Below are 13,743 nucleotides of genomic sequence, written 5' to 3' on the forward strand. Positions count from 1 at the left end.
GCTCGCGCGCGGCTTTTTGCATCATGCCGAAACGCTCGCTCCCAGTGCCGGCAATCTGCTCGTAGGCGCCGTCGTTTCCCTTGGGTGCAATCTGCTGAACAATCTGCCGATCGCCGTCGTAACGGGCTACGCGCTCTCGGCGGTTCCGGTCGCGCCGCATCTGGCTCACGCCGCGCTCGTCGCGGTCGATCTCGGTCCGAATCTCTCCGTGACCGGATCGCTTGCAACGCTGCTCTGGCTCATCGCGCTGCGCCGCAGCGGCGTCGTCGTGACGCCGCTGCAATTTCTCAAGGTCGGCGCCTGCGTGCTGCTGCCAAGCGCGCTCGTGACCCTGTTACTCGTTCGTTAGGCGTTTCTAGTTGACGACGACGGTATCGATCATGCCGGATGCGTCGTGGAACAGACACCGGTACGTATAGACGCCGCGCTTGGTGAACGTGAGGCTGAACGATTGGCCCGGGGCCAGGACGCCTGAGTTTACGAGCGCCGTGCCGTCGTAGGTTTGTCCGGACGGCGGCCCGGTCGGCGGCGAGAATGGATTTCCCGGCACCGGTTGCCCCTGCGGCACGAACGTGACGGTATGCGGTTCGTTCAGCGTGAGGTTCGTCCACGTGAGGGTCGATCCGAGCGCGACCGTCAAGACGGATGTGTGGCTCGTCGTAGGCGCAAACGTCGTGCTATCGATGAAGCGCAATACGGTTGCGTTCGACGGGGGACCCATTGCCAGGCCCGGTGCGATGCCCGCAGCCAGATGCGTTCCGCCGTTGGCATAAGGGAACAGCGCGACGGAGTTTTTTGCGTTTTGCAGCGTCTGGTCGAGAGCCATCCGACCTTCATTGAGGTAGAACGAACGCGAGTGCGGATATTTCGTGCCCGCCGGCTGCACGGTAACGATGCCGGTCATCACCGGCTGGTGGAGCAGACACAAATACGCATAGGTTCCGGCCTTGGGAAACGTTAGCGTGTATGTCGCGCCCATCGCGAGAAAGCCCGAATTCGTAAAGACCGTGCCGTCGTAGGACGATCCGCCGGCCGGATTCGCGTTGAGCGGATTTCCCGGAGCGGGCGGCTTGGTCACGGGGCCAAGGAACGTGACGGTATGCGGTTCGGCGTTCGCCGGATCGGTGTTCCAGGTCACGCTGTCGCCGGCATCGATCGTGATGTTTTCGTCGAAGAAATCCAACGCTTGGAGCGCCTGGTCCGCCTGTTGGCCGCCGGCGTCCACGTCCCAAGCGGTGGCGCGCGTGCTCCTGCCCCCCGTCGTGCCGGTGTTCCCGACGCCTTGCGCGCCGGCACCGAGCGGCGAGGCGCTCTGCGGCAAGCTCGCCTGGCCGCCGCCTCCGCCGCAGGCCGTCAACGAGCCCGCAAGTGCCAACGCGCAGGCCCATACTGAAAACAGACGTGGTGTCTTCATCTTCTCTCTACGCTCCAATCTCGCTACAGGACCGGGCGCGAAAACCGCGCCACCGCGTGAGTTTAAACCCGCGGCACCCAACGAGCCAGAGGCCTTGGTCCCGGCCCCACCCGGATAGATTTAAACCGCCGCCTCCCGCGACGCGCCGGTCCCCAAGAAATTCACGGCAGCCAACCGCGCGTGACGTATAACCAGAACGCGAGGCCGGCGAACGCTCCGTATGTGTTGAAGGCGCGCTCGATGGAGCGGTCCGAACTGCGTTTCTTGCCGGCGATCGCGAGATAGGTGGGTCGCGTCCACGAATCGAGCACGAGTCGACGATAGCGCCCCAGCAGCATCATTACGTGCGCGCACGCATACGGACCGACGCCCGGCAACGCGAGCAGCACTTCTTCTACCTCGGCGTCGGTCGCACCGCCGTTTGGCCGCAGCGCCTCGAGGTCGAGTTCGCGCCGCGCGACCATCCGCGCGAGTTCGCGCAGGTAGGCACCGCGATATCCGGCGCGCGCGACGTCGCGATAGAACGCTTCCGGCGCCTTTGACATCTGCAACGGCGTTGGAAAGGCGCCGCCGCCGAGCTCGCGTACGAGCGCGCCGACCATGCGAATCGTTCCCGACCAGGCGCAATTCGTCGTGCAGATCGTCTTTACGACGTCCTCGAACACGGTGGGACTGGCCATCATGCGCCCCGCACCGGCGACGACCCAGCCGAGTCGCGCGTCGTCTTTAACCGCGGCATAAAACGCGTGAAAGTCCTCGTCGAGCCGGAACATTCGCCGCACGGCCGCTTCGATCTCCGAAGCCTCTCGAGCGCTGAGTTTCGACGGCGATTCGATACGGAGCAGGCCGTTACGTTCGCGCATTTCGATCGTGCGGATGCGGTCCGCTACGCGGATTGCGGTTCGATACCAGCGATGCTCGCCGTCGATGACTGCCGGCGCGAGATCCGCGCACCCATGCGATCGCAGCGTGCGCGCGAACGAAACCGGCTCGCCGGACGGGCCCGCGAGCCGGAATTCGCTAACTAACGTAGCTGACGTTGACGGAGACTCCCGCCGCTTCGGCGCGCTGCAGAACGACCAGCACGCGATCGAGTTCTTCTTCAATCGAGACGATCTCGCGTGCGCTTACGCCGACCGGCGCGGCATTCTCCCAGAGGACGCGCCGCGCGATTTGCAAGGCGGCGCGCAATCGTTGGGGCGTCGATTCTAGAACCGGCCAATCGTCGAGCGATGCGGGCGGCACGATGCGCCAGCCGCGCCCCGACTGCACGTCTTCGTCGAAAAAGGCGTGCGGGATGGCGGCCAGCATCTCGAGCGCTTCGCGATCCTCCGATCGCAGCGTGAGTTCGGCCTCAGCCAGGCGCACGATATACCGAAAGAACGACGCGTTGCCGACGGTACAGGCACCGGCCGGCGACGCGACGTTGACGTGAACCATGCCCCAAAGCGGGTCGTGCAACGGCCGCCCCTACCGCGCCAAGTCGAACGGAATGTCCAACTCGCCGGCGAGCTTCTGCAAACCGTCCCAGACTTTTACGTGCACGGGAACGCCGGTCTCGCGGTGGTAAGCCGCCTTTTCGAATTCGATCTCGCCGGCCACGTAGATGCGATCCGCTCCGCGGACTTTTTGGCTATCTTTGAAAGCGCGCAGTTCTTTATCCATATCGGCTTTGAACGCATCGACGTCGCGAAAGCCGTCTACGCGAAACGCACCGAACCAATGCGAGATCGCGCCCTCCATCGTATCCTTGACCAGCGGCAAGCCGTTGCCGAACGCGCCGCCCGAAAGAACGCCGCAGAGGATGTCGACCAGCATGCCGAGTCCGTAGCCTTTGTGGCCGCCATTATCGGTACCGAACCCGCCCAATGGAAGCAGCGCACCACGCAACGCCTCATCAGGATCGGTCGTCATCTCGCCGTGCTCGTCGATCGCCCAGCCGGAGTTCAACGGTTTTCCCTTGCGCTTGTACACTTCGAGCTTGCCCTTCGGCACGGTCGTCGTCGCGAAGTCCAGCACGAATGCCGGCTCGTTCCCGGTGGGAATGGCGTACGCTAGCGGATTGGTACCCAGCATCACGCTCTTGCCGAACGTCGGCGCGCCGTAGCGCACCGAATTGGTCGACGCCATGCCGATCATGTCGTGTTCGAGCGCCATCATGGCGTAGTAACCGGCGATACCGAAATGATTCGAATTGCGAACCGCGCCGAAGGCCGCGCCGTGCTTGCGGGCCTTCTCCAGAACGTTCTGCATCGCGAGCTTACCCACGGGATGGCCGAGTCCGTTGCCGGCGTCGTAGAGAACCGAGGTCTCGGTCTCGCGTACGATCTCGTAGTTCGGTTTCGCTGCGAGCTTGCCGCCGCGAATGCGGCTGACGTAGTACGACTCTAAGCGCGCGACGCCGTGCGACTCGATTCCGCGCAGATCGGCGGCGACCAGCACGTCTCCGACGACGGCGGCCTGCTCCGGCGCCACTTCGACCTTCGCGAGCGCGGCGCGAACGAAATCTTTGAGCTTCTGTTCGGTCGAAAGGTGATAGTCGGTCGTGACGGCTTCGGGCAAGTCTCTAGAACCTCCGCAAGATGAAGTAGGGTGTATTCGGATCGGACATCCCAAAATGCTTCAGCATTTTCAGAAGCGAACGTCGCCGCTATGATCGAGGCGCCGCTTCACGGCTTCACCGGCACCGACTCTCCGTCGGCCGCCATCTACGACCAGTGCGTACGCTGCGGGCTCTGCCTGCCTACCTGCCCGACCTACCTAGAGACTATGACAGAAACCTCAGGGCCGCGCGGCAGGATTAGTCTCATCAAAAGCGTTGCCGAGGGGCACCTCGACCTGCTCTCGCCCGGCTTCGTGCATCAGATGTCCGAGTGCTTGGATTGCCGGGCGTGCGAGGCCGTCTGCCCCTCCGGGGTGCGCTACGGCCAACTCATCGAGACCGCGCGCGCGCAGATCGACCGCGCTCAAAGCCCCACGCGATCGCCGTCGATTCGCTTGCTGCGCTGGTTCGGGTTGCGCGTGCTTTTTTCGCGACCCGCTACGATGCGCGCGTTCGCCGCGCTTCTGCGCTTCTACCAGCGCTCCGGCCTCCGCTCGCTCGTTCGCGCCAGCGGCGCGCTCCGATTGCTCGGCCTGGCGGAAGCCGAGCGGTTCGCGCCCACGATCTCCGACCGTCCGTTTGCAGCCCGCGGACAATCGTTTCCGGTTGCGAACGCAAAATGCACGGTCTTTTTTCACGTGGGCTGCGTGATGCACGTTGCTTTCGCGCAGGTCAACGAAGCAAGCGTCCGCGTTCTGGGTCGCGCCGGCTGCAGCGTCGTGATTCCGGCGGCGCAAGGATGTTGCGGCGCCATCGGCGTCCACGCCGGCGACATCGAGTTCGGACGCGAACTCGCAAAGCGCAACATCGCCGCGTTCGAAGCCTCGGGCGCGGATTTCTACGTCGTCAACGCCGCCGGCTGCGGATCGGCGCTCAAAGAATATGGAACGCTCTTTGCGGAGGACGCACGGTGGGCGTCGCGCGCGGCCGCATTCTCGACTCGCGTTCGCGACATTCTCGAATTGCTCGATGCCGTCGGCATCGATCCGCGACTCGGACGCATCGACCGCACGATCACGTATCAAGAGCCGTGTCATCTGGCCCACGCCCAACGGATTACGGCGGCTCCGCGGCGCCTGCTCGCGCGAATTCCGGGATTGCAATTGATCGAGATGGCCGAGAGCAGCGTCTGCTGCGGCAGCGCCGGGATCTACAACGTGACCGAGCCCGAGATGGCCGGCCGTTTGCGGCACCGGAAAATCGCCAACGCCACCGCGACGAACGCCGAGATCTGCGCGACGGCGAATCCCGGCTGCGCCCTACAAATGGAAACCGGCCTGCGGGAGGCCGGTAGTGAGATGGCGATCAAGCACGTCGTCGAGTTGATCGACGAATCGTACGCCGCTTACAGCGCGGCCGCGACGCGATCCTGATCCTTCAACGCTGCCGCGACGGAGTGGTAGACGCCGAAGACGCGCATGAGTCCGGTAATATTGAGCAGTCGCGCGATCGGACCGTCGGCGATCACGAGCGCGACCCGGCCGCTTTTTTCAAGCGCCCGGCGATGTGCGCCGATGAGCGCTCCAAGACCGGTCGAGTCGAGAAACTCCACGTGCGTAAGGTCCACGATAATCTCGTGTTTGTTATCGTCGGCGGCCTCGAGCAGAGCGGCTCGGACCGACGGCGCGGTCGCCAAGTCTAGACTTCCGCGCAACGTAAAGACGAGCGCGTCGCCATTGCGTTCCGATTTGATATCGATGGAAAGCTGATCGTGAGTCATCGGTTGGCGTTCTCCAAGGAAGCAGTCAAGCTTGGTACTCGCGCCAGAAGCCGATCGACCCGTCTAGGCGATGGACTATGGCACATCCCGCGCGTTCGCGCCACGCGTCGGCAGTGCCTTTGACCGCAAACCGGTAGCCCACGGCAGCACGCTCACCTTGCACGACCACATCGTCGACCTCGAATCGCCAGAGCGGTCCGTCCCGGAAAAACCGCGCGAAATGCGCGTAGATTGCCTCACGGCCCACAATCGGCTCGCGTCCGGCCTCGTGATAAACCCCATCCGGCGCGAAGAACGCGCAAGCACGATGAGCGTCGCCGGTACGCCACGCGTCGATGAGGGCCTCGATCAGTTGCTCGAACGTCATACGTTGGGTCTCAATTGGGTACACGTATTGCCAAGATTCCTCTCCGGCACGCCAACATAGAAGGGGGACGTATGGCAGCAACTCGCAAGAAAGCTACCCGCAAGAAAGCGACTCGTAAGAAAACGACCCGCAAGAAAACGACCCGCAAGAAGGCGGCGCCGCGTAAGAAGACGACCGCTCGTAAGAAGACGACCTCTCGTAAGAAGACGACCGGCCGGAAGAAAACGACGCGCAAGAAAGCCTCGACGCGAAAATACTCGCGCAAGGCCGGCAAGAAAGTCGAGACTGCGGTTCGCGAAATGAAGGCGGGGAAATTACGCTCTGGAGGCTCGGGTAAACGCGTCACGAGTCGCAAACAAGCCATTGCGATCGGGCTTTCCGAGGCCCGCAAAGAAGGCGACAAAGTTGCAAATCCTAAGGACCGTTAGAGCGTAGCGCCCGCGCGTTCGACGAACGTGCGGGCCTCTTCATCCCAACGCCAGTGGTGCGTCGTTTCGAGATGCATGCCGCCGATATAGCGCTCGAGCGGTTGGAATTCGAGCCAGTCCGCGTCACCCGCGAGCACGCGCCGGCCGAGGACCGTGGGCACGTAGCCGTCTTCGAGTTGAGCGACGAGCGGTGCCGGATCCGCGCGAAGCTCGGCGAGCTTCTTCAAGCAGGCCGCCTCGCCTAGGAACGCCGCATCTTCGCGCCCCTGCGAGCGTTTGAACACTTCGTCGTCATCGCGCGCGCCCTGCGCGACGGCTTCGAGGATTTGCCGCTGGGTGCGTGAGAGGCCGTTCTCGACTGCGGGAAACTCTTCGCAAAGCCGTTGCAGCCCGGATTGCATGAACGGCAATCCGGGGTAGGTTTCGTCACACGCCGCGCGAAGCGCCGCCGGATCCGAACCGGTAAACGCGAGCCACGCACGGTGCGCTCCGGCCGCGACGGCGGACGTCAGCGAACGTCGTTTCGGCAGCAGCGCGAGCGCCTCGTCGGTCGTTAGCGTTCCGAGATAGTGTTCGGAGTTGATGAGCTGCACGGTTCCGGCTCCAAGGCCCATCTCGCGCACGACCGAGAGAATCTGTAAGAGTTGCAGTTGATCGTAGAGATCGTGTTCGAACCACAGCACGACTTCGTCGAACTCGGCGGCTTTTCGCATCGCGGCGTCTCGCCGCTCGAATTCGCGGTTGATTCGAATCGCGTTGCCGTAGCCTTCGTGCGCCAAGAACGACGCGCGAATAACCGACATCGCTTCGAGGGGACGATCCCCGAGCACCGGACCATCGTGCAGCATATCGCGCCACGCCACGTGGGTTCCGAGTAACCCGGCCTTCTTCCACAGGTACAACGCCGAGTCGCCGTTCGTGATATGAAGCGTCTTCGAATTCACTTCGCGCGTCTTTGCCACAAACGAAGATTAGTCATGGTGCGAGAGCCGAACCACGTCCTTCGACAGGCTCCGTCCTTCGACAGGCTCCGTCCTTCGACAAGCTCAGGATGACAAAGGGGGAATACTGGGGTGGCTGGATTCGAACCAACGAATGGCGGATTCAAAGCCCGCTGCCTTACCGCTTGGCGACACCCCAATAGTTCGCGGCGAACCTGATTATCGTTTTGCGCCGACTCTCCTGTTCCACGCGGCGACGATCGGGATTTCGAAGGTTTCGCCGCGCGCGGCTCGTTTACTATACGCGACCGCGCGGACCAGCCATAAGACGAAGAGCGCAACGTCGATGCACAGCGCGAGGGCGTAGATCGCGAGGGTCGCGGTGAGGTTTCCCAGGAGCAGCGAAGCCGCGAGCGGCCACACCAGCGCGACGAGCCAAACCAGGCTGACCATAAGGCCAAACCCGAGTGCTTGCCGCGTATGAAACTCGAACCAACTGGATTTGGCTTCCCGCTCTACGAGCCGTTCGTAGAGCGCCGCCGGCCAGGCGAGGTAGCCGAGCGCCGCGCGCCGTTGTTCGGCTGCGGCGCGTTCTGGATCTACCGCGATGCGATCAGACGCTTCGCGCCGATGAATTTCGGTCCCCAGTACGAATCGCTCAGACTGCTGACCATAACGCCGTGACTCGAACTGGCATGAACGAAACGCCCGTGTCCGAGGTAGATGCCCACGTGGGATGGGCCGGGTTCGTAGGTCTGAAAGAACACCAAGTCGCCGGGGCGCATTCCGCCGACGGGCTTATGCCCGGCGTAGAATTGGGCGTCCGCCGTGCGTGGAATGCTCACACCCATCATGGCAAAAACGTGCTGAACGTAGCCCGAGCAGTCAAAGCCCGACGTGCTGGTCCCGCCGAAGACATACGGCGTGCCCAAAAAGCGCAACGCACTGCGGGTCAAGCTTTTAGCGATGGTGGAGGTACGAGCCAGAATCCGGCTCGCAAACTTGTTCATGTCGTGGTGGGCCGCGATGCGGTGGTGGGCGGTCGCTCCCTCGTGGGTCTCCGACTCGGTGGCGGTCCACTGGGCCACGTCCGGGCTGATCGCCGCGGCGAACGGGAGGGAATGCTGCGAGGCGGATACGGCGTGGTGGTGATGGGTTACGGGGGAGGCGAGTGCGGCGACGCTCGTGCCGCCCAGCAGAAATGCCAACGCCCCGGTAACTAGTAGATAACGCAAAAAGCTGCTCCTCTTTCAAACACTTGCGGGGTTAGTTGACGGGTTCGGACGTGAAAGATCGCCCTAGAGCCGACCGGCTCATTCACCCCTACCTGTATGTCCCCCGCTCCGGACGGCGCCCGGATTCAGTGATTCCTATGGCAGGTTTAGATGCGCTGCGGTATGGGTACCGTCAGCGCTCGGTCCACCCTTTAGACCATATCGGCTATTCCCCTCCCCGAGATTAAGAGCTTTTGGGACTTTCTAACCAGAGGCTGCCGGGGAAGTCGCAGCTGCGGCAATCTTCGCGGCCAGATCGTTCGCGAGCGCCGAAATGGTCTCGAGGTTCTCACCCTCGATCATCACGCGGATCAGCGGCTCCGTCCCCGACGGGCGGATCAGGAGCCGGCCCGTGCCCGCCAGCAGGGCCTGGGCATCTTCGACCGCGCGGCGGATCGACGGCGACTGCAGCACGTCTTTGCGCGCCGTTTTGACGTTGACGAGGATCTGCGGATAGACCACCATCTCGGCGCAAAGTTCGTGGAGCGTTTTGCCGCTGCGAACCACCTCGCTAAAGAGCGCGATCGCGGTCATCGGGCCGTCGCCGGTCGTGTTGTTGTGCAGGTTGATGATGTGACCCGATTGCTCGCCGCCTAAAAGGTACCCGCCCGCGCGCATCTGCTCGAGAACGTATCGGTCGCCGACCGGAGCGCGCAGCAGCCGAACCCCGTAGGGCGCGAGTGCCCGCTCGAGGCCGATGTTGCTCATCACGGTGCCCACGATCGCGTCGCCCGGCAGTTCGCCGCGTGCGTGCAGCGCGCGACCGAGCACGAACATCACGTGATCCCCGTCGAGCGCCGTTCCCGTTTCGTCCACGAACATCGCCCGGTCCGCGTCGCCGTCGAACCCGACTCCCAGAACGTGTCCGTTGCCGAGCGCGGCGAGTTCGCGCACCCGGTCGCGTACCTGCGCCAGGTTGGTCGCACCGCAATCGACATTGATTCGCGCGCCGTCGTTTTCGCAATGGAGTTCGTGGACGACCGCTCCGAGTTTTTTGAGCGCGTAGGGAGCGATCGCGTAGGCCGCGCCAAACGCACCGTCGACGACGACGGTGAGCCCGTTGAGATCCGCCGCGCGCTCGTAGAGCTCGTCGTAGTAGTGTTTGGCCAGATTCTGCGCCAAACGCGCGGTTCCGATCTCCGTCCCGGTCGGGCGCGGCAGGTCGCTCGAGCCGATTAAGGACTCGATCTCGTCTTCGATTGCATCCGAGAGTTTAAAGCCGTCGGGGCCGAAAAACTTGATGCCGTTGTCGGCGATCGGATTGTGCGACGCACTGATCATCACGCCCGCCGCCGCTTGCGTGCGCACCGTAACGGTGGCCACCGCCGGCGATGGCACGATCCCGATCGAGACGACGTCGCGCCCGACCGAGGTAATGCCCGCAACGATCGCGCCTTCGAGCATCGTTCCCGAGAGGCGCGTATCGCGCCCCAGGATGATGGGGCGATGCCGGTCGCTGGTGTGCGCGAGCACCGTCGCGCCCGCCCGTCCGATGGCGAAGGCGAGTTCGGGCGTGAGATCGGTGTTGGCGACACCGCGCACGCCATCGGTTCCAAAGATGCGGCCCATCGTTTAGTCCTTCGCTCCCGTTCCACTGGTAAAGTGCGCTTCCACCCGAACGAGATCGGGCGAGACTTGCAGGCCGCTCACGTCGCGACCCAACGAGTCCACCGGCACCGGACGGATCATTTCGTCGAGCGGGGAGGCGTCGGCGGGCAGCGGGACGTCGACCCGTACGCCCGCAACTTGCGCGAGCGCGTCGGCCGCTCCGCGAACCATCGCACTCGAGGGCGTGAGGGTCACTTGGCCGCGCACGACGACGGTCGATTGCTGCTGCTCGCTATAATGTACGGCTAGCGGAACGTTCTTCTGTTCGATCTTCTCGATCGTTACCGTTACCGACGCCGGACTGAGCGACTGCAGGACGACGTTGGGCGCCACCGGCGTGACCGGTACGGTCACCACGGTATCCGCCGCTACCGGCGCGACGGTCTTCGATAAGTCCACCACCGCTTTAATCTCGTCCGGCTTGACCTGGGCCTGCCCGCTCTGCGGCGAAATGGCGACGATCGCTTCTTTATCGGCAACGTGCGCGACGTAGCCGACCGGAACGTTGATGACCGAGATCGGGACGCTGAGCTGCTGGTCGGCGCGCGCGGCCAAGAGCGGGTTGCTCGCGTAGCGGAAATACGCCCACCCGATGATTGCGAGGGTGAGCGAGAGGACCTTAAGTGCGAAGTTCCGACGGATGATCTGTAACATGTTTTTCTTGCGAGCGGCGCTGTTGGGGCGTTAGGCGCGATGCGAATTGCGTCACGAGATCGTTGCCGCGCAGCCGCGGGCCCACTCGCGGAGGGCGCGTCGAAGCGAGCAGCACTTTGACCAGACGCGTCTCCTCTTCGATCGCTCGCGAGAGTTTGCCCTCGCGCGCGACCGCGATATTTCCGCTCTCTTCCGAGACGACGACGATGACGGCATCGGTCTGCTCCGCGAGTCCGAGCGCGGCGCGATGGCGGGTTCCGATGCGCCGTTCGGTCAGCGACTGCTCGGCGAGCGGCAAGAAACACCCCGCGGCCTCGATGATGTTCTCGCGCACGATGACGGCGCCGTCGTGCAGCGGCGAGCGCGGCACGAAGAGCGAGAGCAGCAGCTCGGCGGAGAGTTCGGCGTTAAGCGTCGTGCCGCTCTCGACAAACTCCTTAAGGCCGGTCGCCTGCTCGATAACGATGAGCGCGCCCAACCGGTTGCGCGAGAGCAGAAACGCCGCTTTCGCGATCATCACGATCGACTTGTCTTCGGGGCGGACGCGCTCGCGTTCGCTCGAACTTCGAAAGAACCAGCCGCGGCCGATCTGCTCGAGCGCGCGCCGCAATTCGGGTTGGAAGACGATCGGGAGCGTGACCGCCGCGCCGACCACGATCACTTGCAAGATCGAACCCAACAGCAGCAGATTCAACAGTTTGGCGATGCCGAGCAATCCGACGAGCACCAAAACGCCGGTGAGAATCTGCACGGCGCGCGTGCCGCGTATGATCAGCAGCACGTAATAAATCAACACGCTGGTCGCAACGATATCGAGCGCGTCGGTTACGCCTAAGGTATGGAGGAGGTTATTGAGCGTCTGCACGGGCGAGCAACGCCTCCAGAACGCGATCGGCGGCGATCTCCGGAGCCTGTAAGCCGTCCGCGGCGATGCGGGCGGTGACGTTCAGCGGCAGCGGCGAGAGTAATTGCGTGCGGCGAGTGCCGCCGGTTCGCCGCAGTTCGATATCCAAAATCGTTGATACGAGCGCGAACGGCGTTACGCTCGGGCGTACCTCCAGAACGAGCGTGGACTCGAAGCGATCGCAACCCGCGATGCCGGCCGGCCGTCCCCGTCCGCCGAGAGCCGATTCGCAGGCGCGCAAGGCATCTACCGGCGATGGTTCAATTGCAAGAGCGATGATTGCTTCGTCGTACAGCCGGCCTCCGGGAATGCGCTCGATCAGCGCGTCGGGGTCGATGTCGTCGCCGGCTTCGAGCAGCGCGTACGTTCGCGGCAGCGAAGATGAGGGCCCGAACACGATGGCGGCGCCGGCTTCGCGCAATGCGGCGGCCAGGCCGGTACGATTCTGCTCGTCCAACGGCGCATCGACGCGAAGCGTACGGGCCCAACCCACGATAGGCTCACCTTTAGCCGTGCGGTACGGCCACTCTTGCGAATGAACGAAACTCATCGAGCGCGCGTGGTCTCGGTCGGAAAAAACGCTGCCTGGGTGGTACTCGATACCGAGAACGTCCCCCGCGTCGCGCAGCTCAAGCGCATGAGCGGCAAACGCTCGATGCTCGCGCCCGGCGACGCAGTCTTCGTGAAACTTCTCGAAGACGACAAGGCGCTCGTCGAACGCGTAGAACCGCGAAGCTTCACGCTCGAACGCCGCACGGTCGACGGGCGGGCGAAGACCATGGCGGCCAACGTCGATGCGATGATCACCGTCACGGCCCTTGCCGATCCTCCGCCTCGCCTCACCACGCTCGACCAGCTTCTGGCATTCGGCGAGTTGCAGAGCATCGAAGCGATCGTGATCTTCACCAAACCCGATCTGGCCGCCCAGCCCGCACGCGCCGCGCTGGCGGAGCTGTACGAAGGACTCGGCTACACCGTCACGGTCGTCAATCCGAAGAGCGGTGAAGGTATCGACGGGCTTCGCGCCTACCTGCAAGGGCGGCACGCCCTCTTGTGCGGCGTCTCCGGCGTGGGCAAGAGCTCGATCTTTCGCGCGCTGGGAGGGCAGGCCGTGGTCGGCGACCTCTCGCGGCGCGGCCTCGGCCGCCAGACTACCTCGGCTTCACGCCTCTATCGTCTCGACGACGGCTTCCTTATAGATAGCCCGGGCGTCGCGGAGTTCGGGCTGGGCGCGATCGGCGCCCAAGAACTCGTTGGGGGCTTTCGCGAGATGGCCGAGCCCGCCACGCACTGCCGCTTCACCGATTGCAGCCATTCGCACGAGCCCGACTGCGGCGTGCAGGCCGCCGTCGCCGACGGCCGAATCGCCCAGAGTCGGTATGCCAGCTTCCAGAAGATTTTGGAGACGGCAAGCTAGAGACTAGACCCCGTCCGGGCAGGTATGCTATACTGCGCCTCGTGCCCTAGAGCCAAGGAGTAGAACCGTTGCCGAATATTAAGGCCGCCGTAAAGTGGGTGCGGCAGAGCGAAAAACGAACCAAGCGAAATCTCGATGTGAAGTCGCGTCTCAAGACGTTGTACAAGAAGGCCGCGCATACCCAAGATGCGGAGCTGACCACGTCGGTCGAATCGCAGTTCGATAAAGCCGCGCAAAAAGGTATCATCCACCCGAACAAGGCGGCGCGCAAGAAATCGCGCCTAGCCAAAGCCGTGAAAACCTCGGCAGCGGCGCCGGTAAAGAGCGCGCGTTCGGGAAAGAAAAAAACGAGCAAACCGGCCGCGAAAAAGAAAACCGGCAAGTAAGCCCGACGACGAATTGCAAAAGGCCGCC

Annotated in this window: 18 protein-coding genes, 1 tRNA gene and 1 riboswitch; of the genes, 5 read left to right on the forward strand and 14 right to left on the reverse strand. The window is 63.6% G+C overall.

What is annotated here, in order from left to right; translation table 11 throughout:
• Window positions 1–349 (forward strand): ArsB/NhaD family transporter (locus VIG32_01685; protein ID HEY8296721.1); only part of this gene is annotated, 349 nt, incomplete at its 5' end.
• 6 nt (window positions 350–355) lie between these two features.
• Here the strand turns inward: VIG32_01685 and VIG32_01690 are convergent.
• The 4 genes from VIG32_01690 to VIG32_01705 form a co-directional block, all read right to left on the reverse strand.
• A complete protein-coding gene (locus tag VIG32_01690) occupies window positions 356–1,414 on the reverse strand; it encodes a plastocyanin/azurin family copper-binding protein (protein HEY8296722.1) in 1,059 nt (352 codons plus the stop codon).
• Window positions 1,415–1,575: 161 nt separating this feature from the next.
• Complete coding sequence (locus VIG32_01695) at window positions 1,576–2,520, reverse strand: hypothetical protein (GenBank protein HEY8296723.1); 945 nt, start codon at window positions 2,518–2,520, stop codon at window positions 1,576–1,578.
• The gene (locus tag VIG32_01700) at window positions 2,435–2,875 is read right to left on the reverse strand and encodes a hypothetical protein (protein ID HEY8296724.1); all 441 of its coding nucleotides are present in this window, start codon (window positions 2,873–2,875) and stop codon (window positions 2,435–2,437) included. The genes VIG32_01695 and VIG32_01700 overlap by 86 nt, the downstream gene beginning before the upstream one ends.
• Window positions 2,876–2,884: 9 nt before the next feature.
• The gene (locus VIG32_01705; protein ID HEY8296725.1) at window positions 2,885–3,976 is read right to left on the reverse strand and encodes an Ldh family oxidoreductase; all 1,092 of its coding nucleotides are present in this window, start codon (window positions 3,974–3,976) and stop codon (window positions 2,885–2,887) included.
• A 90-nt stretch (window positions 3,977–4,066) separates the two neighbouring features.
• On the opposite strand from VIG32_01705, the gene VIG32_01710 reads away from it, so the two are divergent.
• Window positions 4,067–5,389, forward strand: coding sequence for a heterodisulfide reductase-related iron-sulfur binding cluster (locus tag VIG32_01710; GenBank protein ID HEY8296726.1), 1,323 nt, complete (start codon window positions 4,067–4,069; stop codon window positions 5,387–5,389).
• Here VIG32_01710 and VIG32_01715 read toward each other — a convergent pair.
• Both VIG32_01715 and VIG32_01720 read right to left on the reverse strand, forming a co-directional pair.
• Window positions 5,362–5,736 (reverse strand): STAS domain-containing protein, encoded by a 375-nt coding sequence (locus tag VIG32_01715; GenBank protein ID HEY8296727.1) that lies wholly within the window; start codon window positions 5,734–5,736, stop codon window positions 5,362–5,364. The genes VIG32_01710 and VIG32_01715 overlap by 28 nt on opposite strands.
• Window positions 5,737–5,761: 25 nt before the next feature.
• Entirely contained in the window at window positions 5,762–6,127 is a 366-nt protein-coding gene (locus VIG32_01720) for a nuclear transport factor 2 family protein (protein HEY8296728.1), read from the reverse strand.
• A gap of 47 nt (window positions 6,128–6,174) precedes the next feature.
• Here VIG32_01720 and VIG32_01725 point away from each other — a divergent pair, with 47 nt between their 5' ends.
• The gene (locus VIG32_01725; GenBank protein ID HEY8296729.1) at window positions 6,175–6,531 is read left to right on the forward strand and encodes a DUF6496 domain-containing protein; all 357 of its coding nucleotides are present in this window, start codon (window positions 6,175–6,177) and stop codon (window positions 6,529–6,531) included.
• Here VIG32_01725 and VIG32_01730 read toward each other — a convergent pair.
• The 8 genes from VIG32_01730 to VIG32_01765 form a co-directional block, all read right to left on the reverse strand.
• Window positions 6,528–7,475 (reverse strand): hypothetical protein, encoded by a 948-nt coding sequence (locus VIG32_01730; protein HEY8296730.1) that lies wholly within the window; start codon window positions 7,473–7,475, stop codon window positions 6,528–6,530. The two genes, VIG32_01725 and VIG32_01730, sit on opposite strands and share 4 nt — an antisense overlap.
• A 124-nt stretch (window positions 7,476–7,599) precedes the next feature.
• Window positions 7,600–7,671 (reverse strand) — tRNA-Gln (locus tag VIG32_01735).
• A gap of 20 nt (window positions 7,672–7,691) precedes the next feature.
• Window positions 7,692–7,925, reverse strand: a complete 234-nt coding sequence (locus VIG32_01740; GenBank protein HEY8296731.1) for a hypothetical protein — start codon at window positions 7,923–7,925, stop codon at window positions 7,692–7,694.
• Window positions 7,926–8,071: 146 nt separating this feature from the next.
• Window positions 8,072–8,707, reverse strand: a complete 636-nt coding sequence (locus VIG32_01745) for a C40 family peptidase (protein HEY8296732.1) — start codon at window positions 8,705–8,707, stop codon at window positions 8,072–8,074.
• Between the two features lie 5 nt (window positions 8,708–8,712).
• Window positions 8,713–8,848: riboswitch (cyclic di-AMP (ydaO/yuaA leader) on the reverse strand.
• A 102-nt stretch (window positions 8,849–8,950) separates the two neighbouring features.
• Entirely contained in the window at window positions 8,951–10,315 is a 1,365-nt protein-coding gene (gene glmM / locus VIG32_01750) for a phosphoglucosamine mutase (protein ID HEY8296733.1), read from the reverse strand.
• Window positions 10,316–10,318: 3 nt separating this feature from the next.
• Window positions 10,319–11,008: a hypothetical protein gene (locus VIG32_01755; GenBank protein HEY8296734.1), complete on the reverse strand. Its 690-nt coding sequence runs from the start codon at window positions 11,006–11,008 to the stop codon at window positions 10,319–10,321.
• Window positions 10,974–11,873: a diadenylate cyclase CdaA gene (cdaA, locus tag VIG32_01760; protein HEY8296735.1), complete on the reverse strand. Its 900-nt coding sequence runs from the start codon at window positions 11,871–11,873 to the stop codon at window positions 10,974–10,976. The genes VIG32_01755 and cdaA overlap by 35 nt, the downstream gene beginning before the upstream one ends.
• Complete coding sequence (locus tag VIG32_01765; protein HEY8296736.1) at window positions 11,857–12,405, reverse strand: hypothetical protein; 549 nt, start codon at window positions 12,403–12,405, stop codon at window positions 11,857–11,859. The genes cdaA and VIG32_01765 overlap by 17 nt, the downstream gene beginning before the upstream one ends.
• A 42-nt stretch (window positions 12,406–12,447) precedes the next feature.
• Between VIG32_01765 and rsgA the strand changes: the two genes are divergently transcribed.
• Window positions 12,448–13,329 carry a ribosome small subunit-dependent GTPase A gene (gene rsgA, locus VIG32_01770; protein ID HEY8296737.1) on the forward strand — a complete coding sequence of 294 codons (882 nt, stop codon included), beginning with the start codon at window positions 12,448–12,450 and terminating at the stop codon, window positions 13,327–13,329.
• Between the two features lie 68 nt (window positions 13,330–13,397).
• Window positions 13,398–13,715: a 30S ribosomal protein S20 gene (gene rpsT / locus VIG32_01775; protein HEY8296738.1), complete on the forward strand. Its 318-nt coding sequence runs from the start codon at window positions 13,398–13,400 to the stop codon at window positions 13,713–13,715.
• The last annotated feature ends 28 nt before the right edge of the window (window positions 13,716–13,743 follow it).

It is taken from the genome of Candidatus Baltobacteraceae bacterium (assembly GCA_036559195.1).
Lineage (GTDB): Bacteria > Vulcanimicrobiota > Vulcanimicrobiia > Vulcanimicrobiales > Vulcanimicrobiaceae > JALYTZ01.

Excerpts from the sequence above, each read along its gene's own strand:
- VIG32_01690 (HEY8296722.1), bottom strand. The coding sequence starts at position 1,414 with ATGAAGACACCACGTCTGTTTTCAGTATGGGCCTGCGCGTTGGCACTT.
- VIG32_01710 (HEY8296726.1), top strand. The coding sequence starts at position 4,067 with ATGATCGAGGCGCCGCTTCACGGCTTCACCGGCACCGACTCTCCGTCG.
- VIG32_01715 (HEY8296727.1), bottom strand. The coding sequence starts at position 5,736 with ATGACTCACGATCAGCTTTCCATCGATATCAAATCGGAACGCAATGGC.
- VIG32_01725 (HEY8296729.1), top strand. The coding sequence starts at position 6,175 with ATGGCAGCAACTCGCAAGAAAGCTACCCGCAAGAAAGCGACTCGTAAG.
- VIG32_01740 (HEY8296731.1), bottom strand. The coding sequence starts at position 7,925 with ATGGTCAGCCTGGTTTGGCTCGTCGCGCTGGTGTGGCCGCTCGCGGCT.
- glmM (HEY8296733.1), bottom strand. The coding sequence starts at position 10,315 with ATGGGCCGCATCTTTGGAACCGATGGCGTGCGCGGTGTCGCCAACACC.
- VIG32_01755 (HEY8296734.1), bottom strand. The coding sequence starts at position 11,008 with ATGTTACAGATCATCCGTCGGAACTTCGCACTTAAGGTCCTCTCGCTC.
- rsgA (HEY8296737.1), top strand. The coding sequence starts at position 12,448 with ATGAACGAAACTCATCGAGCGCGCGTGGTCTCGGTCGGAAAAAACGCT.